Annotated in this window: 24 protein-coding genes and 2 pseudogenes; 22 read left to right on the forward strand and 4 right to left on the reverse strand. The window is 59.2% G+C overall.

Features of this window, described 5'->3' with window-relative positions; genetic code table 11:
- Window positions 1-22 precede the first annotated feature (22 nt).
- On the forward strand, window positions 23-883 hold the full coding sequence (locus NLN62_RS02785; RefSeq protein ID WP_254107293.1) for a branched-chain amino acid ABC transporter permease: 861 nt from the start codon (window positions 23-25) through the stop codon (window positions 881-883).
- Window positions 880-1,881 (forward strand): branched-chain amino acid ABC transporter permease, encoded by a 1,002-nt coding sequence (locus NLN62_RS02790; protein ID WP_035665002.1) that lies wholly within the window; start codon window positions 880-882, stop codon window positions 1,879-1,881. The genes NLN62_RS02785 and NLN62_RS02790 overlap by 4 nt, the downstream gene beginning before the upstream one ends.
- Before the next feature lie 205 nt (window positions 1,882-2,086).
- Here the strand turns inward: NLN62_RS02790 and ltrA are convergent, their stop codons facing one another.
- Window positions 2,087-3,418: a group II intron reverse transcriptase/maturase gene (ltrA, locus tag NLN62_RS02795; protein WP_254107294.1), complete on the reverse strand. Its 1,332-nt coding sequence runs from the start codon at window positions 3,416-3,418 to the stop codon at window positions 2,087-2,089.
- Between the two features lie 453 nt (window positions 3,419-3,871).
- Here ltrA and NLN62_RS02800 point away from each other — a divergent pair, with 453 nt between their 5' ends.
- From NLN62_RS02800 to NLN62_RS02880, 18 genes and pseudogenes are all read left to right on the forward strand, one after another.
- A complete protein-coding gene (locus NLN62_RS02800) occupies window positions 3,872-4,885 on the forward strand; it encodes an IS110 family transposase (protein WP_254107295.1) in 1,014 nt (337 codons plus the stop codon).
- Between the two features lie 784 nt (window positions 4,886-5,669).
- The gene (locus NLN62_RS02805) at window positions 5,670-6,533 is read left to right on the forward strand and encodes an aldo/keto reductase (RefSeq protein ID WP_035665171.1); all 864 of its coding nucleotides are present in this window, start codon (window positions 5,670-5,672) and stop codon (window positions 6,531-6,533) included.
- 371 nt (window positions 6,534-6,904) lie between these two features.
- Window positions 6,905-7,409: pseudogene (locus NLN62_RS02810) on the forward strand (Lrp/AsnC family transcriptional regulator).
- Window positions 7,410-8,199: 790 nt separating this feature from the next.
- Window positions 8,200-9,945, forward strand: a complete 1,746-nt coding sequence (locus NLN62_RS02815; protein ID WP_254107297.1) for an adenylate/guanylate cyclase domain-containing protein — start codon at window positions 8,200-8,202, stop codon at window positions 9,943-9,945.
- Between the two features lie 581 nt (window positions 9,946-10,526).
- On the forward strand, window positions 10,527-10,805 hold the full coding sequence (locus NLN62_RS02820) for a hypothetical protein (RefSeq protein ID WP_254107299.1): 279 nt from the start codon (window positions 10,527-10,529) through the stop codon (window positions 10,803-10,805).
- Window positions 10,806-10,978: 173 nt separating this feature from the next.
- On the forward strand, window positions 10,979-11,188 hold the full coding sequence (locus NLN62_RS02825; RefSeq protein ID WP_027528039.1) for a hypothetical protein: 210 nt from the start codon (window positions 10,979-10,981) through the stop codon (window positions 11,186-11,188).
- Between the two features lie 1,195 nt (window positions 11,189-12,383).
- Window positions 12,384-13,047: pseudogene (locus NLN62_RS02830) on the forward strand (SOS response-associated peptidase).
- Window positions 13,044-13,310, forward strand: a complete 267-nt coding sequence (locus tag NLN62_RS02835) for a hypothetical protein (RefSeq protein ID WP_254107300.1) — start codon at window positions 13,044-13,046, stop codon at window positions 13,308-13,310. Before NLN62_RS02830 ends, NLN62_RS02835 begins: the two are co-directional and overlap by 4 nt.
- 627 nt (window positions 13,311-13,937) lie before the next feature.
- Complete coding sequence (locus tag NLN62_RS02840) at window positions 13,938-14,126, forward strand: hypothetical protein (RefSeq protein ID WP_254107301.1); 189 nt, start codon at window positions 13,938-13,940, stop codon at window positions 14,124-14,126.
- Between the two features lie 60 nt (window positions 14,127-14,186).
- Window positions 14,187-14,507, forward strand: a complete 321-nt coding sequence (locus NLN62_RS02845) for a DUF1488 family protein (protein ID WP_156944844.1) — start codon at window positions 14,187-14,189, stop codon at window positions 14,505-14,507.
- Window positions 14,508-14,541: 34 nt separating this feature from the next.
- The gene (locus tag NLN62_RS02850) at window positions 14,542-14,685 is read left to right on the forward strand and encodes an LPXTG cell wall anchor domain-containing protein (RefSeq protein WP_156944843.1); all 144 of its coding nucleotides are present in this window, start codon (window positions 14,542-14,544) and stop codon (window positions 14,683-14,685) included.
- Between the two features lie 73 nt (window positions 14,686-14,758).
- Complete coding sequence (locus NLN62_RS52875) at window positions 14,759-14,881, forward strand: hypothetical protein (protein WP_256375339.1); 123 nt, start codon at window positions 14,759-14,761, stop codon at window positions 14,879-14,881.
- A gap of 273 nt (window positions 14,882-15,154) precedes the next feature.
- Window positions 15,155-15,427 (forward strand): ribbon-helix-helix domain-containing protein, encoded by a 273-nt coding sequence (locus NLN62_RS02855; protein WP_254107302.1) that lies wholly within the window; start codon window positions 15,155-15,157, stop codon window positions 15,425-15,427.
- Between the two features lie 83 nt (window positions 15,428-15,510).
- Window positions 15,511-15,753 carry a hypothetical protein gene (locus NLN62_RS02860; protein WP_027527591.1) on the forward strand — a complete coding sequence of 81 codons (243 nt, stop codon included), beginning with the start codon at window positions 15,511-15,513 and terminating at the stop codon, window positions 15,751-15,753.
- Between the two features lie 67 nt (window positions 15,754-15,820).
- Complete coding sequence (locus NLN62_RS02865; RefSeq protein ID WP_198031940.1) at window positions 15,821-15,967, forward strand: hypothetical protein; 147 nt, start codon at window positions 15,821-15,823, stop codon at window positions 15,965-15,967.
- A 195-nt stretch (window positions 15,968-16,162) separates the two neighbouring features.
- Complete coding sequence (locus NLN62_RS02870) at window positions 16,163-17,146, forward strand: ABC transporter substrate-binding protein (protein WP_027527590.1); 984 nt, start codon at window positions 16,163-16,165, stop codon at window positions 17,144-17,146.
- Window positions 17,147-17,453: 307 nt separating this feature from the next.
- A complete protein-coding gene (locus NLN62_RS02875) occupies window positions 17,454-18,596 on the forward strand; it encodes an SRPBCC family protein (RefSeq protein ID WP_254107303.1) in 1,143 nt (380 codons plus the stop codon).
- Window positions 18,597-18,888: 292 nt separating this feature from the next.
- The gene (locus NLN62_RS02880; RefSeq protein ID WP_254107304.1) at window positions 18,889-19,893 is read left to right on the forward strand and encodes an ABC transporter substrate-binding protein; all 1,005 of its coding nucleotides are present in this window, start codon (window positions 18,889-18,891) and stop codon (window positions 19,891-19,893) included.
- Window positions 19,894-20,064: 171 nt separating this feature from the next.
- On the opposite strand, the gene NLN62_RS02885 is transcribed toward NLN62_RS02880, so the two are convergent.
- Window positions 20,065-20,544: a MaoC/PaaZ C-terminal domain-containing protein gene (locus NLN62_RS02885; protein ID WP_027527589.1), complete on the reverse strand. Its 480-nt coding sequence runs from the start codon at window positions 20,542-20,544 to the stop codon at window positions 20,065-20,067.
- Between the two features lie 623 nt (window positions 20,545-21,167).
- Window positions 21,168-21,359: a hypothetical protein gene (locus tag NLN62_RS02890; RefSeq protein WP_084801875.1), complete on the reverse strand. Its 192-nt coding sequence runs from the start codon at window positions 21,357-21,359 to the stop codon at window positions 21,168-21,170.
- Between the two features lie 547 nt (window positions 21,360-21,906).
- On the opposite strand from NLN62_RS02890, the gene NLN62_RS02895 reads away from it, so the two are divergent.
- The gene (locus NLN62_RS02895) at window positions 21,907-22,950 is read left to right on the forward strand and encodes an AraC family transcriptional regulator (RefSeq protein ID WP_254107305.1); all 1,044 of its coding nucleotides are present in this window, start codon (window positions 21,907-21,909) and stop codon (window positions 22,948-22,950) included.
- A gap of 301 nt (window positions 22,951-23,251) precedes the next feature.
- Complete coding sequence (locus tag NLN62_RS02900) at window positions 23,252-24,604, forward strand: DUF2254 domain-containing protein (RefSeq protein WP_254107306.1); 1,353 nt, start codon at window positions 23,252-23,254, stop codon at window positions 24,602-24,604.
- Between the two features lie 565 nt (window positions 24,605-25,169).
- Here NLN62_RS02900 and NLN62_RS02905 read toward each other — a convergent pair.
- Window positions 25,170-26,048, reverse strand: coding sequence for a L,D-transpeptidase (locus tag NLN62_RS02905; protein ID WP_051390204.1), 879 nt, complete (start codon window positions 26,046-26,048; stop codon window positions 25,170-25,172).
- Between the last annotated feature and the right edge of the window lie 16 nt (window positions 26,049-26,064).

Genomic DNA, 26,064 nt, shown 5'->3' on the forward strand with positions numbered 1-26,064 from the left:
TGGCCCGGAGGGTTGCAGCGGAATGGACCAGGCAGTGGTAACGGCGGTAGGCGTCCTTTTCTCGATCTCTACCCTTGTGCTGCTCGCCCTAGGCCTCGCCATCATCTTCGGCATGATGGGCGTGCTGAACCTGGCCCAGGGGGAATTCCTCACGCTCGGCGCCTACACCGTGCTCGTCGCCACCTCTCACGGGCTCTCGATCTGGGCGGGGATTCTGCTCGCTCCGTTCGTCGTCGGTTCTATCGGAGTGATCCTCGAAAGATCGATCATCCGCTTTCTGTATGGTCGTCCGCTCGACACGATGCTGGCCACGTGGGGCCTGAGCCTGGCGCTCGTCGGCGTCATGACTCTCGTCATGGGGCCGACGACCGAAGGTATTGCGACGCCCCTCGGCAGTTTCGAAGTCGGCCGCTACGGCGTCTCCTTCTACCGGCTCGTGGTGATTGCGATCTCCGCCGGCGCGGCTCTGGCGACCTATTTGGCGCTTCGCCACACGCGCTCTGGGCTGATCGCGCGGGCGACGATGCAGTCGCCTCATCTCGTGGCGGTCTCGGGCGTCGAGCCGCAGCTCGTCTATATGGCTACGTTCGGCGCAGGAGCGGCGCTCGCCGGGCTGGCCGGCGCGGTGATGGCCCCCCTGACCGGCGTGGTCCCCACCATGGGACTTGCCTTCATCGCCAAGATTTTCATCACCGTCATGGTGGGTGGCTCGACGGTGCTGGTCGGCACCGTAAGCTCCGCCGGCGTCCTCGGGCTGGTCGAGAGCGCCATTTCCTACGCCTCGACGCCGATCTACGGCCAGGTCGCGATGCTGGCTCTGGCGATGGTGTTACTGCGTCTCCTGCCGAACGGAATGTCCGGCCTGTTTCGGGGCGGCCTATGAAGCGGGGTGAGCTGATCGGCTGGGCCGCGGCGGCGGTTGTCCTAGCCGGCGTGCCCCAGCTGTTGTCGCTGTTCCAGACGGTCCAGCTCACGGTCTTCGTCATCTTTGCAATGCTGGCGCTTAGCCTCGACTTCCTGTGGGGGATCGCCGGCATTCTGTCCTTTGGCCAGGCGGCGCTGTTCGGCGTCGGCGGATACGTTTATGGCATCGTCGGCATCGCCTTGGGGACGACCCCGCTCGGATTGATTGCGGGAATGCTGAGTCCCGCAGTCGTCGCCGCGCTCATCGGCTACGTCGCCTTCTACGGACGGGTCGGATCGATGTATCTCGCCGTAGTTACCTTGACGCTGACGCTGATCCTTTACCAGGTCATGGGCAGCACGGCGGATCCGAAATACGCGATCGGCGATGCGCGCCTTGGCGGTTACAACGGGATGACCAACATACCTTCTCTGTCCCTCGCCGGTCGTGGCGGCCCGCCGCTGGGTCCGGTGGAATACTTCTATGTCGTCGGGGGACTGCTCTTTCTCGCCTTGATATTTTGCGTCACTCTCTCCCGCGCTTCTTTCGGACGCATTCTTCAGGGCATCCGGGAGAACGAGTCGCGCATGGAGTTGCTCGGGTATGACGTTCGCTGGCGGAAGCTCCTCGCCTTTGTCATTTCTGCGGCCATCGCCGGTCTCGCGGGAGCGCTGTTCGCGAGCTGGGGCAACTTCATAAACCCGGAGGTCTTCAGTCTGCCGCAGGCCGCAGTGGTGGTCATTTGGGTTCTGGTGGGCGGACGTGGCACACTGTGGGGCGCCATCCTCGGGACTGTCGTCGTACAATATTTAACAAGTCTCGTGGGCGAAGTCGGAGCAATCTATACCACGATCGTGCTTGGGAGCATTCTGGTCGCGATCGTGCTCTTGTTCCGCCGCGGCCTAGCACCGGCTCTAATGGACGGCGTTGTCCGGGTCGTTCGTCGTCGGTCCGGCGAGGTTGCCGCGGGTCGTTGAACTGCACGTCCGATCAACCCATGTCCGCTCTTGCCCCCGCTGTGGGTAGAGTCGAGATGTGGCGCGGTGGCGGTAGGCTGAACATATCTGTTTGCCGCCCTTTTCGTCTGGCGGTGCCTTACTGGTTCACCCTTGGCTCCGTTTCCACATCCCGCTCATCGAACCGGACGGGCGCAGCTAACGCATCCGGCTCTCGGACATGACTTCACGCCTTCGCCCACGGCACGTCGCGGCCAAGCGCGGTTAGGCGTACGAGCCCGAAGTGCCCGTAGAGGTGCGAGAGTGGATAAGTCCCGCCCTTGCGTCGCCTTACCTTGTGCTTGATGCGCAACCACCGGCGCAACCGCACAGCGGTGTAGTTGTCGATCGCCCGGTACGCCTTGTTGACGGTGCCTACGTTGAAGTAGTTCGCCCATCCGCGCAGCGTGCGGTTCAACCTCGCCACCAGCTCTGTGGTGTCTTGCCAAGTTCCCGTTCGGGTCGTCAGTGCATGGATTTGCTCAACCATACGCTTGATGCTCTTCTTCGAGGGCCGGTACCCGAGGTACGCCTTTCCGGTCTTCGCCGAATACATCAACCCGAATGAGTATCCCAGGAAGTCGAACTTTTCTTCCGGGACCTTGCAGATTCGTGTCTTCTCCTCGTTGACCGTCAGCTTCAGCTTTCCCATGATCTCGCGCAGTCGCGACGAGGCCTCTTCGGCTTTGCCCCTTCGGCACAGGATCACGAGATCGTCGGCGTAGGTCACGATGCGAGAGCCGAGGCTTTGCTCCAGCCCGAGCATCTTCCATCCCAGCACAAACCGGCGCATGTAGATATTCGCCAGCAATGGTGAGAGGGGTGAACCTTGCGGAATGCCGCGCCGGTTGTCCCGGGCTTCGGTCGTGCGTGTCTTCCGTCCTCGATCGTCGGTTTCTTCCACGGGACACTCCAGCCACATCTTGATCAGATGCAGCACGCGCCGATCAACAATCCGGCGCGCTACCGACTTGAGAAGGTCGGCATGCGGAATGCTTCCGAAGTAGTCCGCGAGGTCGGCGTCAACGACTTCCGGGTGGCCACGGAACAGCTGCGCTTCCACCTCGACCACCGCCTGTTGGGCATTTCGCCCGGGACGGTACGCGTACTGTTCGGGTGGAAGGTCGGCTTCGAAGATCGGTTCTAGCACTAGCATCGCTGCCGTCATGCAGACTCGATCGCGCAAGGTCGAGATGCCTAATGGCCTGAGTTTGCCATTGGCCTTCGGTATGTACACTCTTCTGATAGGGTCCGGTCGATACGTCTCCTGCCTGAGCGCAAGCGCCAGTTCGCCAAGCCACCGCTGCACCCCGTACGCCTCGATGTCCGCGAAGTCCTGACCGTCCACGCCCGGTGCGCCCTTGTTGGAGCGGCATTGAGCATAGGCATGGGCCAAGATGTCTTCCCGGCTGATCTTGTCGTACAGGGCGTAGAAGCGGTAGCCGGCTTCTGCCTTCGCTTTCGCGTGCAACGCCGTCTGCAGTTTCTGAACACTCTTCGGAGTTGATAGGTTGCCCAATCCCCAGGTCCCTCGCTACGTCTTGCGTTCGTCTTGAACTGAGGTCCCTTCCCTCCCTCGGCGTTACCCGGCTTCAGCGGTACTACGAACCCCTCCGCATCCCCACGGTGCCCGGCCTGTCCCTCGCGGGCGTCCGGTTGATCATCCCTGACCACGCCGTGGGGCCTCCCGTGTTGCGTACGCTTTCCTTGTGTGCATGCTGTCGCCACTACCCCGGCACAGCGATTGGAGCCTTACTTCGCTCTCTTCCTCCCCAATCGTGTCAGCCTTCCCTGATATGGCTGTCAGGTCGGCCTGTGCTTCGTCCTTTTCGAGGCTTGCTCAGCGTTCACTTGCGTTACGGCCTGCACACTCGCGCTGAAGATCATCTAGCCGGCCTTCGCTAGCAAGAAGGCGGTGGAGCTAAAGTGAGTTCGCAATCATCGATTCACTTTAGGCCACGAGGAGGCGAAGATGATGTACGGCGGGATTGATCTGCATTCCAACAACAGCGTTGTCGCTGTTATCGACGATGCCGACCGGGTCGTGGCGCAGAAGCGCTTGGCAAACGACATCACGAAGATCGTCGGCTTTCTGGCCCGATGGCAAGACCAGTTGGCCGGCGTCGTCGTCGAATCGACCTACAACTGGTATTGGCTGGTCGATGGCTTGCAAGACGCAGGGATGCACGTGTATCTCGCCAACACCGCTGCGATCAAGCAATACGAAGGCCTCAAGCACAGCGGCGACGAGACCGATGCGCAGCATCTGGCCCATCTCTTGCGACTGGGCATCCTGCCGACGGGAACGATTCTACCGAGGGGACACCGCGCGCTGCGCGATCTGGCACGCAAGCGCATGCAGCTGGTGCAATCGTGCACGACACATATCCTCGCGGTCGAAAACATCATGGCCAGGCAGTTCGGTGGGCGGATGACCAGCAATCAGATCAAACGGCTGACCGACGATACGATCGACAGCTTGCCACTGGCGGCGGACGTAAGCTTGGCAATCAAGGCGAACGTCGCGGTGATCGCGACATTGCAGTCACAGATCGATGTTCTGGAGAAGCGCCTGCAAGAACGCGTCAGGCCCCGGCCGCAATACCGCTTATTGACCAGCGTGCCAGGGATCGGCCAGACGCTTGCCACCGTCATTCTTCTGGAAGCAGGTCCGATCGACCGGTTCGCCGACGTCGGCAACTTCGCGTCCTACGCTCGCTGCGTCGACAGCGTGCATACCAGCAACCGGAAGAAGAAAGGCGAAGGCAACGTCAAGAACGGCAACAAGTATCTTGCCTGGGCATTCGTCGAGGCGGCGAACTTTGCCAGGCGCTTTTGCCCCGAAGCCAAACGCTTCCATGAACGCAAGAAGGCCAGGACCAACAACGTCGTCGCCACCAAGGCGTTGGCACACAAGCTGGCGCGCGCCAGCTATCATATCCTGAAGGAGGGCAAGCCGTTCGAGGTAACGCGCTGCTTTGCCTGACGGACGACGACGATCCGGCGAGCCACGTACGGTGACTGGGGCGACAACCAGCAGCACTGAATTGGACGCCGGATCGCCGTCACCAGCCGCGGTGACAGCGGATCGCCCGAACCGTAAGCCATCCGGAGATTGGCGCCGGCTCGCCGGCAGCCACGGTTCTGTGAAACTCTTTTGGATACGGGGCGGTACCAACGTTCTTCTGGGGCGGCCATGCCGCCAGGGCGCAGGCCTCATTTTGGGCCCGATGCTTGATCCCGATGGGTGTCTGGCGCGATCCGCGATACGGACGCAGCCATCAATCGAAGAAACGGGTGCGGTTCGAGCACCGCAGCTGAAAGCGACGAATGAAGAAATTGGCAGCTAGCGCTGCCAAAAAAAATGCGCTGCGCCCTTGACGACCGACCGGCTAATGGGTGTCACCGTATATCGTGACACGCTATCCGAAGGCTTCAGCCACTTCGTCACCTCCATAGCTGCTCCGGTTGCTTCCGGCTGGAGCGTTTCGCCGGGTGGGGCTTGCACCCACTGGAAAGCGCCGCCTTCTCACGGCGCACGCCGACAAGCGGACATCAATTCTGCCTCATCTGACCGCCTCGGTCTGCTCGGCATTCCCGTTCACCCCGCGAGCCTGATCCGGCTTGCCGCAACGTTCACGACCCGGGCGTCTCCCTGATACGGACAGTAGCCGCAGAAGATGATGCGGCCGCAGTCGCTAAGGCGTAACCTTGAAACGCCAACGTGATCACACCGACCAGCCCACGGCGCTTTCATGAGAGGTCCAGCGATGCCCGCAGAGCATGATACGCGCCCTCTGGGTCGAACCAGCATCCATGTGCTGCCCTTGGGCATCGGCACGAACAAATGGCGGCGTGCCGATCGTGGGGCCGTGTTGGAAACATACAGGACCATTCATGATGCCGGCCCGTGCATGATCGACACGGCTGAGATCTATTTCTCGGAGCGCGTCGTGGGTGACTGCTTGCGCGCCGGTCCCACCCGCGCGGTGATAGCATCGAAATTCCTTCCCTTTCCGGGCCGAACCTCTCCGCGCCGCCTGATGAGCGCGCTTGACGGTTCGCTCGCGCGCCTTGGCCTCGAGACAATCGATCTCTACTATGTCCATTATCCGCTGCCCTTGATTGACGTGGGAGTGTTCGCCGAGGGCCTCGCCGAAGCGGTGAACTCTGGCAAGGCACGCGCGGTCGGCGTGGCAAATTTCAATGCGGACCAGATGCGCCGCATCGCCGATCACCTCGCAAGGACCGGAGTTCCGCTCGCCGCCAATCAGGTCAATTACAGCCTGCTCCGACGGGCAGCGGAAACAAGTGGCGTACTCGAAGCCTGCCGTGAGCTCGATGTAGCACTGGTCGCGTATTTTCCCCTTGCGTCCGGCCGCCTCACGCAGCCATCGGACAGCATTGGCACGAAAGCCCTGCTGACGTGTCTCGCCGATATTGCCCGCGCGCACGAGGCCAGCATCAGCCAGGTCGCCCTAAACTGGCTGTTGGCGCGCGACAGGCACGTGATTCCCATCCCCGGCGCGACGAAGCCTCATCACGCAAGGGCCAATCTCGATGCACTCGGTTGGCGCTTGAGTGAGACCGAGTTTGACGCGATCGACCGAGCCTCAGCAAAGATTGGAACATGAATCCGGAGCCCATCAAATCTCTCATCTCGACCTCGGACATCAACAAGATTGAGCGCAGAACCGCAGGATCGCGGCACGGGGCGACATCGATGTCGAAGTCGATGGCTGCCCCTCCTTCCGCATCGACCGTCATACGGAATTCGACCATCTGCAGGCCGAACCGCTGCACATCGGCCAGAAGCTGAGACGCCGCAGCGAGCGAGTCCGTGGCGAAGGCCCTGAAGACGACAGATGAAGCGCGACGCGCCGAAGCTGGCATTGGCTGGTCTCCTCGCCAAGACTGTACTCCCGGGCCATCAGGTGCTTTTCCCGATCTTTTGCGCGAGAATGCCAATTCGAAGAAGATTCATCCGCGGACATGGAGATTTTTGATGAAATCATCTTCTCATGCGAAGGCGCGAACCAAGGCGCAGCTCTACCTGATCGATCGAAAGATCCTTTCAATTCTTCGCAACGAGGGCCGCCTTACGATCAACGAACTGGCCGATCGCGTAGGGCTGTCATCTTCGCCCTGCTGGTCGCGGGTCAGGCGCCTGGAGGAGATCGGCGTCATCAAGCACTACGCGGCCGTCATCGATCACACCGCCCTCGGCCTGAAGGATATCGTTTTCATCGAAGTCACGCTCGACAAGCACGGCGACAAGGTGCTCACACGTTTTGGCGATGCTCTCGCCAAGATTCCGGAAGTGATCGAAGCCAACCTCGTCACCGGCGACTATGACGGTCGCGGTCGTCGACACGACGCACTACGAGCGGTTTCTGCGCGAGAAGCTCTACAGGATTCAGGGCATCAGGCACACCCGATCGACGTTTTCGCTGCGAAGCCTGAAGCTCGTCATGTCCGCCGATCCGCTGCTCGTCAGCCCAGGTGGCTAGACGAGGCAGCAATTCACCGCGGGACGACAAGAACGGGAGGAGACAAGCAATCCATCCAGAGGCGCGACACTCACGGCACGGCCCAATAATTCGCCTCGGCATCCTATTCTACGATGCGCCGATTTTCGATCTGTACCAAATTCACCGACGCATGCTTCGTGCCGAGAATAAAGGCGCAGAGACAACGCTCGGCTCTGGATAGGATCGAGAATGAAAGATCGGCCATATAGCGGCTGACGGCTTGTCGGAATGGCCGTCTCGCAAGGTAACTAAGCCACTGAAAGGCTTGGTGGGCGCACCAGGGCTCGAACCTGGGATCCGCTGATTAGGAGACGTATGATTTGCTAGAAAGATCAACGCTAATTCCGGCAACTGAGCCGCCAAACCTGCGTTGAACCCGCAATGGGTTTTCTCCTTGTCGGAATGACTGATCTCGGTTCACTAGCGTGCGGGGACGAGATCGTGAACGTCGGGGGTTTGAGTCGGCGGAGCGCTACCTACGTTCCCCCCGACAGTTTTCTGCTGAGTTTACGGTCTCTGTGGCTTAGCCCTGCCCTGAAGCCCACCTTCTCCCCTTGCGGGGGACGTAGAATGGTAAAGTTCTCAATGAAAACAACGGTGTTTGCTTCGTGTGTCCTCCGTTGTGTCCCGATCAGCCAAGGCTCCTGGGAAGACCGCTGATGCGCCCGAACCCGCCCCTGACGCCTTTGCGCCGCCGCTCCCGGTGTGCGGTGTGCTAGGCTCCTCCGTGTCCCAGCGGCGTGGTTAGTCTGGCCGGTCGGAGGGCGCTGTGGCGGAGCAGCGGGTCCAAAGGCGATTAGCGGCGATCTTGGCTGCCGACGTGGTCGGTTACTCTGCGTTGATGCAACGCGCCGAGGAAGCCACCTACGCCGAGTTCGAGCGGCTGAAGCGCGAGGTAATCGAGCCAAGCCTCTCCCGCCACGAAGGCCGACTTATCAAGACAATGGGCGATGGCGCACTTGCCGAGTTCGCCAGTCCATTAGCCGCTGTGGGATGCGCGGTTGAGATACAGGAAGGTCTCGCTTCGGGCAGCCATGGCTTCAAGTTGCGTATCGGGATCAATCTTGGTGACGTAATCGTTGGAACCGGCGGCGATCTTTTTGGCGACGGGATCAACATTGCTGTCCGGCTGGAAGGGACAGCCGATCCAGGCGGCATCCTGATTTCCGAAAAGGTGTACAGCGAGGTCGAGGGTAAGCTGGACGTAGACTTCGAGGACCGGGGCGAACAGCAGCTCAAGAACATCACCAAGCCGGTTCGCGCCTATGCTGTCCGCGCGGGCGAGCATAGCGCGCTGATCGAGAAGATAAGTGCCGCACCTCCGCTACCCGACAAGCCATCCATCGCCGTGCTGCCGTTCGAGAACATGAGCGGCGACCCCGAACAGGAGTATTTTGCGGACGGAATGGTTGAGGAAATCATTACGGCGCTCAGCCGGTTTCATTGGCTGTTCGTAATCGCGCGAAATTCGAGCTTCACCTTCAAGGGCAGAGCCGTCGATATCAAGGAAGTCGGGCGCAGGCTTGGCGTGCGCTATGTCCTTGAGGGGTCTGTGCGCAAGGCGTTAGGGAAAGTTCGGATTACAGGGCAGTTGATTGATGCGACTACGGGCGCGCACATTTGGGTGGACAGGTTCGAGCGTGACCTGACCGACGTTTTCGCTCTCCAGGATGAAGTCACCGTCGCCGTTGTCTCAGCTATTCAGCCGAAACTGCTTCAAACAGAAATCGCAATAGCGACGCGGCGGCGACCGGAGAACCTTACCGCCTATGATTTTTATCTCCGAGCTATGCCGCAGTTTTACCTAGCGACCCACGAAGGGGTGGCCGAGGCGATCACGCTGGCGCATCGTGCCTTGGAACTGGACCCTCGGTTCGGCCTTGTCGCGGCTCTGGCAGGTGTCCTCCACATGAACAACGTCGTTTTTGGCTTTGCTGCCGATCCGCAATTCGAACGCAAGGAAGCAATTCGGCTTTGTCGCTTGGCCTTGAGCCTCGACGATGGTGATCCGGAAACGTTGGCTTTTGCTGCCCTGATCTCAGCGTTCTTGGTCCGCGATTATGAAGGTGCAATCGAAATGGCTGACCGGGCCGTCGCGCTCAACCCAAATTCGCTTACCGGATGGGGCTGCAGAGGCTGGGTCTATCGAAGTGCGGGGCTGCCGGAGGAAGCGATCCGCAGCTTTGAACGTGCCATTCGCGCGAGCCCGGTAGACCCGCTGTTACACCGGCCGCTTACCGGCATGGGGTTTGCCTTAGTTGAACTGGGTCGCTTTGACGAGGCCGTCGTCGCCGCGAGGAAGGCCCTGCGTCAGAACCCATTCTTTTCGCTAACTTATTGTTGTCTTGCGTCCGCTTTCGCCCATCTCGGACGCGACGCAGAAGCGCGTGAAGGGGCGGCGCGTGTGCTCGAGACCGATCCCGCCTTCACAATCTCTGGGTTCATCGCTCGCGGCGGGCGATCAAACGCGAAGCTGCTGATCGAGGGTCTTCGGAAAGCGGGGTTGCCCGAATGAGCCCAGTGCTTGTAGCGACGAGGTGATCGAATGACGGCTTTGCTCTCGCGCCGCTGGCCGCTGACAACTTGCGCCACCGCTCCCGGCGCGCGGACGATGGATGTGGACATCATGACGTGCTGCGATGCCGCGCGCGCGGCGTGCTCTATTCCGTTGCCGCGTAGTCGATGCCTGCTGGTGCCGCCTCGTGGTGACTGAGCTTTATCTCCTTCACAACCAGACCAAGCACGATAGCTGCCATCACTATAACGAGCGGTCGAAGTTCTTCCCGACAACGCATACGAGATCAACGTGCGCTGCTTCCATTCAGTTCCCCTAGCCGGTGATGCCGAATAATAGCGCTTTACGAGGAATTCCTGTGCCCGCACCACGAGGCTAGTTGCGTCGCGGAACTTGGAACCATGGCAAGGAACGGTTTCGTCGGTCGGCCTTTATCCTAGCGAGGCAGGCCGACACATCGCGAGGTGGACGATGTCTCCTCCCACCGGACGTTCCGTGAAGGATTGCCGCGTTCTGATCATTGAGAGCGAGTACTTGCTCGGAATGATCTAGCGAAGGCGCTCCGTGCGCTCGGCGCTCACGTGATCGGGCCAGTCATCGACGCGATGTCTGTCCAGCACGATGGTTTCGATGTCGCCGCGGTCGATATCAATCTGCGCGGACGCTCAGCCTTTCCAATCGCGGACGAACTCATGCGTGTCGGAAAGCCCTTCATTTTCACGACTGGCTACGGTGCCGAGAATATCCCCGACCGCTTCCAGCATGTGCGGCGATGGGAGATTCCTTACGATCTTGAGGAATTCACGGCCGACGTTGCCGAGTTGTGTCGCTCACAGCTTCATCCCTTGCTCGCGGTGTGAAGGAAGACGGGCACCGCCCTGGGAATTCACGCAAGGGCAGCGACGCCTTTTGGCGCGACCCCGACGTGGATCTTCCCACTCCATGGAACCATCGACGACGTTTGAGGAACGCGAAACAATTTCTCACTCTGTAACTTAAGTTAATCGTGGGGCCCGATCAAAGAAGTCGCGTCATGGAACCGATCAGCCGAATATCGGACCACATCGACCATAAGACCGCGCGGTCGATCTGTGACGAGGTGGGTGACAGGTTGCAACAGGACTTATCTCGCGAAACTTCGCCCCTGCCGCCATACCTCGAGCGTCTAATCGATGAGTTGCGCAAACAGGAGCGTCATCTAAATGATGGCGTCGAAAGCTGGCGCGCCGCGCGCGCCAGCTGACTAGCGGCGGCCATCTGAGCGTGAAGAAAAGGCGGCGCCGCACTCGCTCACTCGGTGGCGCTATCCGCCGATCTCGCCGTTCAGTACATGTTGCCTCTCGGCGGTCCCGAATTGTCTGCTCTCGCGCCGCAATTGGCGGCCAAGCAGACGTGCACGGCGGTGGGCTCGATGCTGGCACGGTTCACATCGAGGGGCGCGAGAAGGTTGCAGATCATTCGATAGATGATTGAGCGCGCCTTGGTCGTCGGGTCGCCTCACTGCGGCCAATCCTTGCAGAGCGTGATGCCGATCATGATCAGCGAGCCGATTGCGACCGCCACCCGGGCAGATAAACGGCAACTCTTCCAGCACGCCGATAACGACCGCCCGGACGCGGAGAGTTCTCGTCATATGCGCAAAGCGCCAGCCTGCCACACCCATCGGACATCTCCGTTTGGCCCCCAGCAGCGGCGGTCTCACTCTTCAGCGCGAAGCGATCTCCGGCTATAGCCCATTCGGATGTATCCCTGGCTCAAGGTGAAGGAACCCTTGCAAGATCTTAGGGGGCATTGCCAAGGCAGGCTGCGGGCTCTTTGGGGTGCCGCCGCGAGCGGGGTACGCGCGACCGCTCCTATTGAGAATATCTGCCGCGAGAAAATTCCTGGTTGCAGTTGCGGGGACGATGCCGCGCGACAAAGTCCGGTCTGTCCCGATAGCGACCGAATTCCGCATCGCCGCGAAATGACGCGATGAACCAACAGGCGACATTGCAGGTGTGGCGTGACATCAAAGAGGCCGCCACTCTTCGCAGCGCTACTCTGGCCGGACGCGAAGCATTCGGTAGGCTGGCTCGCGCTCTAGCAAGTCCGTGCGGACGGCAACGGTGCGCCAGTGGTGAGCGGCGTCGCGAAGCGCCCACGCGGTGTGTGGGTTACGAGCTTTGTCGGCCAGCTCTTCACACATTTCCGCTCGTTCAAGCATTCCGTTGATCCGCGTCATGAGCGCCAACATGACCCGGGATCCCATCGTTCCAAAATTACTTAGGCTAATTGCAGAGACCCTAGCGCCGGAATTTACAATGCGGGCGCGGGGCGTTTGGTTCTGTTCACTAGTGAACACCAAATCGAATAAGGGCACTAGTTCCTTCGAACTAGAATACGGGCCTCGAATACGGACAGAACCTACACCGGCAAAAAAGAACTGATTTGGAAGCCGAATGTGCAATCTCTACAGCGTCACCACGAACCAGGAAGCGATCCGCAACCTGTTTCGCGTGATCAACCGGTACGTCGGCAACCTGCCTCCGATGCCGGGTGTATTTCCAGACTACCCGGCTCCGGTGGTGCGCAACGCCGACGGCGAGCGCGAGATGGTACTGATGCGATGGGCATGCCGCCGCCACCGCCACGAACGGGCGGGCCGCCGGTCACCAACATCCGCAACACGTCTTCGCCGCACTGGCGAGGCTGGCTCAAGCCCGAGAGCCGCTGCCTGGTCCCGGCCAACAGCTTTGCCGAGTACGCGCCGGAGCCGAACCCTGAGACGAAGAAGAAGGATGTCGTTTGGTTCGCTCTCAATGAGACCCGGCCACTGTTCGGCTCCGCTGGCATCTGGACAACGTTCAACGGTGATCGAGGCACGAAGTCTAAGCCGGCGCCGGGGCCGCATCAGGTCTACGGCTTCCTGACGACCGCGCCGAACTCGGTGGTCGCGCCGATCCACCCGAAGGCGATGCCGGTGATCCTGACGACCGACGAGGAGCGCGATGTTTGGATGCGCGCGCATGGGAGGAGGCGAAGGCGTTGCAGCGACCACTACTCGATGACGTGATTGCGATCGTCGCGCGTGGTGAATCGAAGGAAGATCAGGCCGCCGCATGAAGCTCACCGCCGACCGCCCCTACGCAGACCCCGAAGCTGCCGCCCGCAAGCCGATTGAGATCGCCACTAGCATCGAGCCCGTGCAAGACGGCCGCATTCATATCGAGAAGATCAACGCGCCGTTCCTCTACACGCTGAAGGGCAGTGGCCCTAAGTTCGGCGCCGGCATCAAGATGGCGATCGAGCGCGGCCGGCTCGAGCTGCACGAGAGCGGGACATATGTGCGGCTCTTGAAGACAGACGCTCCGCCTTCGGGGCTTTGACCGAAAGACGGCCCCGGCCGGGGGGATTGCGTGGGCAGGCCGGGGCCGTTGGAGGTGCTTGGCCTCAGCCAAGCGAATGATCATAGACCGACGCAGGGTCAGCGATCTGTTCGCCTCCATACACTCGCGGTACCACGATGACGCGGCTTTCAGCCGCAGACCTTTGCGCTCTTCTGGCACAAACTACATAGCTGCCCGACACCATCCGTGTGACGGTACGCCCATGGGGAATGACCGGTTATTTCAGTCGATGGTAATTGCTGCTGGCGTGGGGTCGGTCGTGGCCTTTGTCGCGCTGGTGCTGGCTTTTTGATTTAGCTCAAGCCACCCACTCTCTTAGGCGCACCCACTGCGAGGATGACGCATGCGCGGCATTGGCTACTGCATTTGTTGGCGTGGAGTCTGGCCCTAGTAGGCTTGATGGCGCTCTTCTCACTGCTTCTGTAAGGCTGCCTCAGTTGTCGGCCCGCCAGCGTCAACCGGCGGCCTTTGTCGTCACGGCGTCAACCGGCGGTCGTGCGCTGCCAGCCGCCACCGATTGCGCTTCCTGTGAGATCGGCGCATGCGCTTAATAGCGACACCTGCCCACGGACATCATTCGCTGATTTGCGTTCCGAAGGGGTAACTGTGGACCTGACCGAGATCGAGCGCGCGTTCTTAAAGCAGCTGTCCTCAGAACCGTGGATCAGCGCCCCGCTCTTCGATCATGAACTGGTCGCCCGGCTTGTCGAGTTAGGCCTCGTCGTGGCTAACCCGCTTGCGTCAGGAGAAGTCGAGTACAACATCACTGCCGCCGGGCGCGCGGCGCTTTCCTAAAACCGTCCCCGGTGTCCGCTGATCTGCGTTAAGAAATCCATCCCCGTCTTGGGGAAATCGTTGCGCAACTTCGCTCGTTGCGGTTGGCCGCTGGCTACCGACGGGAAAGGCAAGGCCGTAGCTCACAGCGAACTGCGGTCCTGGATGACGGTAAAGGGAACCGTTCCTGTCCAGCCGGTTCGCGTCTTCGTCAGTTACGAGGCCCTCGCCCAACTTGATCCGTTCGACATTCGAGACTTCGCTGCTGCCTTCGAGCATTTCGAGAGGTTTCGTACCCGCATCGAAGCCGCTGCCAGTGACAAATTTGATCGAGACGGTCCCGATGCCGACAAGCACGAGGGGATGCTTGCGATCCGGTTGACTACCAATGATCCGATCTAGCTTATCGAGATCTGGCTGAAGAAGAGGCCCCTAGATGCTCGACAAAGCGATGCAGCTTCAGCTTCCTCATTGGCTGATCATCGCCGGCGTTGCGCTGGTGATATTCGGGACTCTTGGCATGCTCTTTCGAAGGCGGAAGGACCTGTCGTCGGAGCAATCAGCAGAGACCAATCGCTAGGCCCTCGCCGGAAAACGTTCGCTGATGCCGAGAACGCCTGCGAGTCCTTCTCGACTCATCTGACGAGATTCTGGTGGCGGAGCGCGGCGGCCCGACGATGTTCGCCGCGATCGGCATCCGGCGCGCGATCAACGCGGGCAAGCCGGGGCATCAACTCGAGCCGCGGCGCAAGCGGACGAAGCTTACCGGCTCGTGAGGTGAATGCTGCGGCCTCAATTCGGCTTCCTGCGGAGCTTCATGATGATCTCCCGCAGATCCTCCACGTACTGCTCGATGATCCGCCGCACCTCCTCCATGTGCGAAGGCTTTGGCTTCGGCGCGTCCTTTCCCGGGCGAGGCTCGTCAGACGGTGTCATGCCCCATGGTGTCATAAGCTGGGAACACCCGTTGACCTATGTCAACGTTCGGCCCGGCCGCGGGGCCCATTAGAAATTCGTGATCGTCTCCGGATTGAGCGCGAGGAATAGCCATGAAATCCCCGGTCGTGAAACGATCCATCGTCGTCGCCAGCCACAAGACCAGCGTCAGCCTGGAAGAAGCCTTCTGGAACGGCATGAAGGAGATCTCCGGCCTGCGCAACATGACGCTGTCGGAGCTGGTCGGCGAGATCGATCGCAACCGCAAGCAGGGTAATCTGTCGTCCGCGCTACGCCTGTTCGTTCTCGACTATTTCAAGAACGGCGCGGCGACCCCGCCTCAGCAGAAAGTGCCGGCGCCGCAGCCATCCAGCGATGGACCGTGAGATCTAAGGAACGTCCGCTCGTCAATCCGGTTGGCAAGTACGAGGTCTCGCGATCGACTCTTGCCGGACCTGGAGGGACATCGTTGGCAAAAGAATTGGCCTCGAGGACTGAGCTTGAGCTCATTGCTCTTCAGGAAATTCGAAGCTTTCCTGGTGCCGAATTGGTTATCTCCGTCGAGATCGAATCCGACTTTGGTCAGTCTGCCGGCATAAATTGGACTCTCCATGTCGTCGCGAAGGAAGGGGCCGATCTTGATCGTATCCACTATGCTGCCAAGACGACCAGTGACCGGCTGAAGCGCAGATACGATCTCCGATCAGGCTAATTCCGGATGCACCGCGGAGACGACCGCGTGGCAGGCAACGAAGCGATCGAACAACAAGGATGGAACAATGACCGTCCTAGTTTACGTCAACACCAGCAAACGGGTTGGCGATCCAGAGAACGTCAAAGTCTTCGCCACGGTCGACGCGGCGGAACGGTGGTTTGAGGAGAACGATCCGGAGGGTGTGGCGTTCGAATATGAAGTTCTGAAGTAGTGCCGCTCACGGGACGATCCGGCCAGCACTCTAGCGCGCGAAAATTGGGCATTAGCGAGGGCGAAGTCCGCTTCGCGCCGAGAGCTGACCTTCCAGCGAGGTCGCATTTTGACCCGGTTCGGACAATGGACTCTGCGTAGCGGCTGCAATGATATAGACTGCGATCACAGAAAATTTCCGCCGATGCGTGATTGAATGAGATCGTTTGCCACTCCTCTCGCGATTCTCATGGTGCTGCTCGTGTTAGCGGCGCCGGCAGGCGCCCAAGCCGCTGCGGCGGTGCCACGCGTCGCGGTCCTCTGCGTCCCCTCGTGCAGCGGTGTCACTTTCGACGCTCTGATAGACGAGCTTCGTAGCCTCGGCTGGGTCGAGAGTGCCACGGTCAAGCTGGAACGTAAGGAATCGGGTTCCCGGCTCGACCAGCTTCCTGCGTTGGCCGCCGACCTCGTGCGATCGAAACCCGATCTCATTGTTGCCTTCACGCCTCAGGCGGTGCGCGCCGTAAAGGACGCGACCTCGGACATACCAATCGTCATGCTCTTCGTCGCTGATCCGGTCGGTGTAGGGCTCGCATCAAGCCTTGCTCATCCTGGGGGAAACCTGACGGGTGTCGCCACGCTCGTTCCAGGCGCTTTCATAGGGAAGATGCTTGAAGTGCTCCGAGAGCTTCTCCCTCGCGTGAAACGCGTTGCAGCTTTTCTCAACCCCTCAAGCGAGACTTTGCGCCTGCTATTTCCTAGGGAGGCACCACCGGCGGCCGCTAAGCTCGGTTTTCAGCTTGAGGTCGTTAACGTGGAGGAAGCGGGGGAAATTCCAGGCGCAGTTGCCGCCGCCAAGGCCGGAGGGGCGGAAGCCTTGTGGATAGTCGGCGATCCCATCTTTCACAGCCCGCCGAACCGGGTACCCGACCTCGCGGCGCAGGCGGGCCTACCGTCGATTTACCTCGTCCGCAACCTTGTGCAGGCCGGCGGATTGATCTCGTATGGACCGGACTTTCCGGGTGAGGCTCGGCGGGGGGCTCACTATGTCGATCGAATACTGAAAGGCGCCAAACCGGGCGACCTACCTATTGAACAGCCCAGCAAGTATCTGCTCGCTGTTAATCTCAAGACAGCTAAATCGCTCGGTGTCGAAATCCCGCCGGCTCTTCTCGCTCGCGCGGATGAAGTCTTTGAGTAGGATCGCATAATTTCCGTGACTGGCCCATCCGCGAAGTGGTCGCGCGCCTCGTTGAGGTCCGGACACGGGAGTAAAGCGGATTAGCTCTGCGCACACTGAGTTTTCGCATTTTGACCAAGGCAGACATCGGCCCTGATTTGACAATCGCCATGATGAAGGCAGCCTGCTAATCTCCCCGACGTGTGTGGCCTATAGCGACTGTAACCATCAGCGCTGAGGTACAACTATGATTCCTAACAGGGCGCCTCTTGCCGCGATTGCGGTTCTTGTCGCTTCAACGGTCTCTGTATCCGCATTGGAATCAACCGTGACGGCGAGGTCGTCGCTGTCGCTGGAAGCGCTCTGGCAAACAGTTGGCGATTTCTGCGCGACGGCCCTATGGAATCCGGTCGTTGAGGACTGCGTCCTCAGTACAGATGGGAAGGTGCGTACCCTTTCGCTATTTGAGGGTCGCAAGGTTGAACAAGTGCTGGAGAATTGGGACGGCGCTAACCACAGTTATGCATTTTCAGGCGAGCTAGGGCTATCCGAAGTGAATGTTCATTCTAAAGTCAGTGTGATTGCGGTGGGGAAGGGATCGGCGCTGCAATTAACCGTCACCTATGAGGCCAAGGGCGTGTCCGATGCCGATGCCAAGAGGGCCGTCGACGGGTTAATCTTTCGGGCTCTGTGCGTCAGTGGTCCACTTCGATGCTCCAATGAGCAACAACTGGTCTCGGCCGAAATCGTAGCGATCCCGGATAGCCGATGGTCACCGCTAGCTTTGCAGGGATACCTTCGAAGATCCAATAGCCCAGCCCCTGCGCCTGCGGTTATTTTGGTGCATGGGTGCGCAGGCTTCGCAGACCTAATCGACCAAAACTGGGGCCAAAAAATCAACTCATGGGGCTATGTCACGTTAACAATTGATAGCTTCGGTCGGCGTGGAGTTAAAAACACCTGCCGAGGTGGCCCTCTTTTCGATAGCGATCAAGATCCCTATCGCGGGTTAAACTACCTCATTCAGCAAAAGCTGGTTGATCCCACGCGTGTTGCACTTGTGGGCTTTGACGGCTCGCCCGCTCTCTCGGCCGTCGCCCGCGGCCCTGTTGAGAATGCGTCTAAGGGGAAGTTTCGTGGGGCGGCCGCGCTCTATCCAAATTGTGCTGCCATCAAAGGGCCTATGACGGTCCCAACGCTGATCCTGACGGGCGAGCTTGATGATACGGCTCCGCCCGAAGTCTGTCGCAGATTGGCAAACGGCGCCGACGATTTTGGTATCTCCCGGCAGAAGAGTGACGGCGCAGGAGTCCGACTCATTGTCTATCCCGGCGCGTATGCGGGATTTGACCTTTCATTTCTCCGAGCACCCGTTCTCTACATGGGACACCGCCTCGAATTCAGTAAGTCGGCCTTGGAACAGTCGAGTGACGCTCTCCGCGAATTTCTCGCCTCAATAACAAAACTCTAGACCGTTTCTGGCCAGCTGGACTTTATCTATGTCCGGCCAAGAGATTACTCTCACGAGCCGACAAGGTGATCGAATACGACGCAATTGCTGCAACGTACGCGTCTGTTGTTGGTGCGACGCAGACCTTGTGCAATTTCAGCTCATATGTCGGCTGAGTGGGGTAAAGCGGACTCGTTATCCGCGGCGCGAGTTATTCGAGTCCCGACATTGGATCGAAATCTGCCGCATCGCCAGCTGCTGACATAGTCCTCCCGAATGACTATGCTGTCGGAGATCATTGGGGCTGCTGCGGATGCAACTTGGTCGGCTAAAACGGCGCCAGTTCATATCGCTGCTTGCTGCTACGGGCATTGCGGCCACAATGCCGCTTACGACAAATGCCGCGGAGCAGAAGATTTGGCGTGTCGGTCTTTTGAGCAACAGCCCGCCGCCTTCCGGTGTCGCGGCGACGCGCTGGCGCGACGAGATAATGCAGGTCCTCGTTCAGAATGGCTTTGTCGCCGGCCGAAACCTCGAAATGGTAGAGCGATACTCCGAAGGCGATGCGGACCGGTTGCCGCTGCTTGCACGAGAGATCTACGCCTTGGAAGTTGATGCAATCGTTGCTATTTCCACGCCATCGGTACGGGCTGCGCTCGCCGCCACCCGTTCGACACCAGTGGTCATGGTTGTCGGAGAGGACCCGGTCAAGACCGGCATAGTTGCCAAGTTGGCTCATCCCGGAGGACGGGTCACTGGAATCGCGTTCCGCACATCAGAGGGTGACGTAAAGCGCCTTGAGCTGGTGCGGCAAGCGATACCGGGTGGACGACGCTTCGGTTATTTGGGGATGTCATACGAATCCGGTCCCAAGACCAAGGAGATCGCAGAGGCGGCTGCTCGGCTCGGCATCGATGTGACGACGTATTGGGTCAACGGTCCGAGCGAGTATGGGGCGGCCTTCGCCCGCATGAGAAAGGAAGGAATCGCGGGTGTCGTGGTCGGAGCAACCCAGCCGCTGGCCGCAAATGCTTCGCACGTGGCCGCGAGCGCAGCCGAGAACAGACTGCCCACGATATGCGAATGGGACTATATGGCGCGTGTTGGCTGTGTCCTCGGCTTCGGTCACGATCTTACCTATGGACAGCGCCGCATCGGAGAATACGTGGCTCGTATCCTGAAGGGCACCGCTCCATCCGCACTACCAGTAGAAGAGTCTGATGCTTGGAAGTTAACCGTCAACTTACGGGTCGCGGCGCAGTTGGGCATTACCCTATCACCATCGATTCTCGCGCGTGCCGATGAAGTGATTGAATGAGACTTGCTACGGTGCATGTTTCCGGAAGCGGCCCATCAGCGACGTGGCCGCAGCTCTCGTTGAGGTCTGCTCAGTGGCGCATAGCGGGAAGCTCTTCGCCTGCTTACCCAGAGCCGAATTCGATCCCTCACTGGTCGCCGGACACCCGTAAATAAGCAGCCGTCGGGCAAATCAGTCGGTCCGCGCGTTCGCGACCCCTCGCCGCGCGACGAGAATATTTCTGGTACACTGCAACACCGTCTCGCGTTTTTGATTTCGCAAGAGGACTTGGTTTCGGACAATCCCCCGATCGGATTTGGACTTCGACGCGCGTTTTTCCAGAACCGTGATTTCCAGATCGAGCGCATCGTCCGGGCGTACAGCATTCGGCAGCCTCAGCTCATCCCAGCCCAACCCCGCAAGGACATGGAGCCGTGGCTGAAGCCGGGTCGTCAACAAAATGAAGATGGAAAAGGTATGGGCACTGGTTGCGGTTAGCCCCCCAAAAACTGAACGCGCCGCAGCCTCCTCGTCGATGTGGCGGGGTATCGGATCGTATTGTTTTGCGAATTGAATGATTTCGCTCTTGGTTACCAGATAAGGGCCGGACCGGAGGCTAGTGCCGACTTCCGCGTCTTCAAAGTACAAGTTTTCAGGGTACAAATTGCTCATCGAATTATCCCTCCGAGAATCGGCCCACAGGGCCAAGGGATCTGCAAAGGTACCTACTTTGATGGTCTTCCACACCGAAGCTTCGGCGGCAAATCTGATTGGACTTCTTGGCGTACTCGTTAATGGGGTCTTCTCGGACCTCAGTCGGTTCGACAGGACGTCTCGCGCCGTGCATTGCGCGCGAGCTTCGCTTGCGAACAAAACTATCCACGCGGTGAAGAGCGTCGCAATAATGAGAGTGCTAAGGCGCCATCCTATCGAACAACGCACAACAAATGTTGTGACTAGAAAGAGACCCGCCTCCGAGTCATTGGGAAGAACGGAGGGTAGTGTGTGTCAACGCAACCATGCCCAACGTACTTTGGAATGTGTCCGAGCGCGGCACTAGGGCTCAAGTATTCCAATTTCAGTATTTCAATCTCCAAATCAACGGGCGGCAGTCCGTAAGCCCACCGTCCACGTCGGATCCCCAAGAGGATCAGCGCAATTCTACTCTAGCATCGTTGAGACCACCGAGCCAAAGGTCGGGAAAAAGTGGTAATGCAGTCCGGCACGAGCGATAAACAGTGTGAATTCTGGCTGCTCTATTTCGGCGTGCGAGCACGCATTCGGTCGGGCACCGGCTACCGGATGGTTGGCACTTCTTTCGTCGCGATGCCATCGCTACCCCGATCACCAGGGCCGGCAGGATTGCCGGCGTCCCGATTCGCTTCTGGGATTTCATCGCCAACAACCGGGACCAGAAGCTGCTTTCGCATTTCGGCGAGGCGGGCACGGCAGTATTCACGGTAAAGCATGTCGACCAGGGTGGACATGATCGAACCCTCGCTTGATCATCACCGTTGACGTCCTAAGCGGCAAATTTCGACCATTTCAATCGGCTGCAAACACACAGTGCCGGAGGTAAGTTTGTGTCCGACGAACTCCGATGATGATGCGCCGGCCAAGGCGCGACACGAAATCGGTATCAGAGAACTGTCGGTTCTACAGAACAGGTCGTTGATTTCGACCAATCGCGAATGACGCTAGAAACTGGATTCGCGCTGACACCCGCCAGAGATCTCTAAACTGGATCCGATGGCAGCAATTAGAAATAGAGCCATCACCACCGTCACCTCTTAATGGCGATTTTTGGCGCCACGCTTTCACAATCACTATAGGCGTAATTTTCTGGCCGCCACGTGAACCAGTTCACATCAGCATCGATCACAGGTGAATGACACTAGCACGTCAATGGTGCAACTTCTTGGACTCATGCGCACGGCCTAAGAGTATGTCAGTGCACGAACTGCAAATCACAGATACTGACCGTAATTTGTCGCAGCATCTAATCCCGACGTCTTATCAAGGCTGGAGGTCCCCATGTCTACGGACGCAGCCGAATTCGCATCGCATCGATTCTCGACGCGCGAGCTTCCGGAGCGGATGAGAGTCCCACTATGGCGAGAGAACTTTGGGCGAGGCATAGTCCACGTCGATATCGAGCCCCTATCGGATGTTCCGTTTCAGGCTGACGCAACGCTGCAAGCCGTCCGGGGGTTGCGCAGGCTCGCACTGAAAGGCTCTTCCATGCGATTCAAGCGCCTGCGAGCGAGCATTACTGATGGTGACGACTCGATCGGAGTCATCGTCTGCTCTCCCGGCAGAAGTCTGCTGTCGCAGCGCTGCCAGCAAGTTGAGCTTCGCGCCGGCGACGCAATCGCAATTCTGCATTCGGAGCCCGCCACCGTCACCTATGTCGACGGATTGCTATTCGGTCTGGCCGTGCCCCGCGACGCACTTGCACGGCGCGTGGCGAATGTCGAAAGCCGCGCCATGCGGCCGATTTCTCACCGAAATGAAGCGCTCCGACTGCTCATGACTTATCTAAAGTCGGCATTTAAGGATGGAGCACTGGCCGCACCCAGTCTGCGTGATGCGGTCCTGGCTCACATCCATGACCTCGTGGCGCTCGCGATCGGCGAGCGCACTCCCTTAGGCGAGAGCAGTGTGAGCGCGGTCGGGGCTGCGCGCTACAGCGCCGCCCTCGATTACATCGCGGCACACTTTCAGCAGCCAGAGCTTAGCGTCGAGACGGTAGCCCACTGCCAAGGCATCTCACCTCGCTATCTACAGCGCTTGATCGCGTCATCAGGATCATCGTTCACCGGGCACGTGAATGAGTTACGTCTCCAACGGGCGTTCGAGCTGCTAACTGAGTCTCACGCAAGCACACAGCGAATTTCCGACATCGCGTTAGAAGTCGGCTTCTCGGATGTTTCGCATTTCAATCGATTGTTCCGGGCTCGCTTTGGCGATTCGCCACGTGGCGTGCGTTGCTCTCGCGGGGAGGGATTAACGCCGTTTTGTGCCGACATGCACGCCACCGTAATGGATCAGCCAAGACGTAATTGCTGCTGTGCATAAGTCTCAGCGAAGCGGCGGCAGCCCTCATTGAAGTCCGCTCCGTGGGGCATTGCGGACTTGACTTGCTCGGATTGAGTTCTTCGCATTTTGCCGTAGACGGTTGCGGATGTCCGCTTCGCCCCGGAACGCGATCTCGTCGGCGTCCTTCTGGCCGTAGCTTCGACCGTCAACTATCCCACAGCTGGAAGCAAAATTTGGTTCGCGCCGTTGGCCTATGGAACGGGTCCATGCTCTACAAAATTTGCGAGAACGCACTCCAGCGCTTCGGAGCGGAATATCGGCGCTAAAGTCGGCCCTCTTGATGCATGTCAACGCCTTTGGGCTTTTCGACCTGAACATCACACCGATGAGATGGAATCAGCGATATGTGTTCGAGAGCTATCTCAGGTCCTCCCTTTGGGTGGTTCCATTTTTTGCGATTCCACTTGCCCTCATCGCAGTGAGGATGCTGCATCGACTGGACATTTGGCTCGGTTGGAGCCTTCTGGGCCTCGATACGGCTGGAGCGAAAACTCTGCTTGAGGCTTTCGTCTCCGCGACGTTGGCATTCGTCGTCTTCACGTTTGGCTCGCTGCTGGTTGCGATTCAGGTCGCCAGCGCGCAATTGACGCCTCGGATCATCGCCACGATATTGCTGCGGAACGACGTCGTCAAATACACTGTCGCATTATTAATATTTACGCTGATGTTTGCGCTAGCGGCGCAAAATAGACTGGATGAAGGGCCCTACCAGCTACTGGTATTGACGGCCACGCTGCTTGGCATAATTTCGTTCGCGGCCTTCTTTTATTTGATCGATTACGCCTCACGACTATTGCGGCCCATCAGCGTTCTGTCGAGTGTCGGCAACAATGGAATCACGGTCATTGAAAACGTGTATCCTAGGCTGAGCTCGGATCCGGTCACCGAGAATGGATTTCTCAAACCTGCCACTCCCGATCGCATCATCAGACATCGGGGGCCCTCGGGCATTGTTCTCGCAGTCAATATCGGAAGGCTACTGGCTTTGGCCGAAAATTCGGATTGCGTCATCGAATTCGCACCTCAGGTCGGCGATTTTGTCGCAACGGGCGATCCCCTGTTTGATCTTTTCGGCGGCGTTCGTTCGATCGATGAGGAACCCTTGCTCACCTCAGTGGCGTTCGGCTCCGAACGCACCATGGACCAGGACCCTACCTTCGCGTTTCGCATCGTCGTCGATATCGCGCTGAGGGCATTGTCACCGGCGATCAATGATCCGACCACAGCGGTGCTCGCAATCGATCAGCTGCACCGCATGCTGCGCACAGTTGGTGAGCGCGATCTGCGCACCGACCAGATCCTGAACAAGTCCGGAAAGCTGCGCGTGATTTTCCGTACCCCAAACTGGGAGGATTTCATACATCTGGCATTCAGTGAAATCCGCGCGTGCGGTTCGAATAATCTGCAGATTGTGAGACGGCTGCGAGCGATGATCGAAAATCTAGTCCCGACGCTTCCGGATCATCGTCATGCTGCATTGGTTCAAGAACTCAGCCTGCTCGATCGCGAGATCACAAGGAATTTCACTTACCCCGAGGAGCTGGCGCTCGCTCGTATTGGGGATACCCAGGGTCTGGGCGGGCATTCCGCGCAGGTCCGCGCTGATAAGGTGAGCCGCACTTTCCCCCAGTGATCTTCGATTGGCGCTTTTGAAAGCGCTATCCCGTGAACGTCCGTCCGGTACAAGAACTCGACCGCCGCTTCATTCCAAGCTCCAGCCCAGGTAACAAGGTTGCGCGCGTTGATCGACTGATGTTCGGATCGGTGCGCAGCGCATCTCAGCGCGTCCAATGGCTCTCGCGAAGACATGTCCGCTTTGCTTTAACATCAACCATTTCTTGATGTCGCCTGTTGGCCTTGGCCGTGTAAAAACGGCTTCAAAGGGTGTCCGCCCAGAAAGCCAGGAAAGCGCGCCTGTCTCAGAGCGCGATCGCAGCAATCAGTGGCTTGGTTCCGACGATGTTCATGACCCGTGTCAGATTATAGGCCAGAACCGTGAGCGCCATCTCGGCCGTAGCGTTTTCACACAGCCAGGGTCACCAGCTGCATTCCGGATTGGTCCTCTACTTGGTCTGCTCAGACCCTGAAAGCAGACCATGGCTTTGCCAGGCCTGTTCCTGTGCCAACCAATGTGCCAGCGATCAAAAGGATGAAAGCCTCGCGGGAAAGAATTCGCGCAGCTTCCGAAATTCTCAAGTCTAGCTGACAAACACTACTCGCGTCTCCAGAGAAACGCGTCTGTATAGGTCCTCGACATCTTCGTTAACCAGCCGGATGCATCCGGAAGCGACGAGATGGCCAATGGTTTTCGGCGAATTCGTGCCGTGGATGAGCACGCCGGGTTTGTCGAGCAACAGGGCACGTGCCCCCAGCGGACTGCCGGGTTGGCCGGCCGACGCAAGAGGCGCGTCTGTGCTCGCGCCTGAAGTCTTCCAGTCAGGCCATTCCATCTTGTTGATGATATGGAAGAAGCTGCCTCCCCTGAGACATTCCTGCGCGACTCCGATGCCGTAGCGGCGCGCCGAGTTGTTCGAATCGATCAGATAAAGGAAGCGGTTTTCGCGGTCGATCACGATCGAACCTGGAACGACAGTAGTTCGATAGAAAACCACTTGCCGCTGAAGAGCAAACGGAAGACCTTCGCCCGTCGAGCCGCCATCGACGCCGGGCTTCAGGTCGGCCACGACGACGTCATCGCCCACGCGCACCGCCTTCGATGATGCCGTCACTCCGGTTCTGGCCACGCCAGGGACCTTGCTTGGGACATATCCATACAACGAGGCCGCCGCTGCGATGACGGCGACGAGAGCGGCGGTGCCGTAGGCTATCGGCTTCCAGCTTCTGTTCGTCGATAACACCTCGTTGATTTCAGCCGCAGATCTCGCTCCGTCGGCGACGAACTGGTCCTCAATCCGCCGGATGGCGTCCTCAAGTGCAGCCGCGTGCGATGCAGCAGCCTCGCGCGTCAGCCGCGACTTCCTAATGAGGCCGTAGGCATCCCTGTAGATCTCGTCGCGCGCCGAAGCATCCTTGCCTTCCACCGCCTTGGTCAGCAACGAATAATAATCCACGTCCATGGGGCAGCCTCTGAAA

The organism is Bradyrhizobium sp. CCGUVB23, assembly GCF_024199885.1.
Classification (GTDB): domain Bacteria; phylum Pseudomonadota; class Alphaproteobacteria; order Rhizobiales; family Xanthobacteraceae; genus Bradyrhizobium.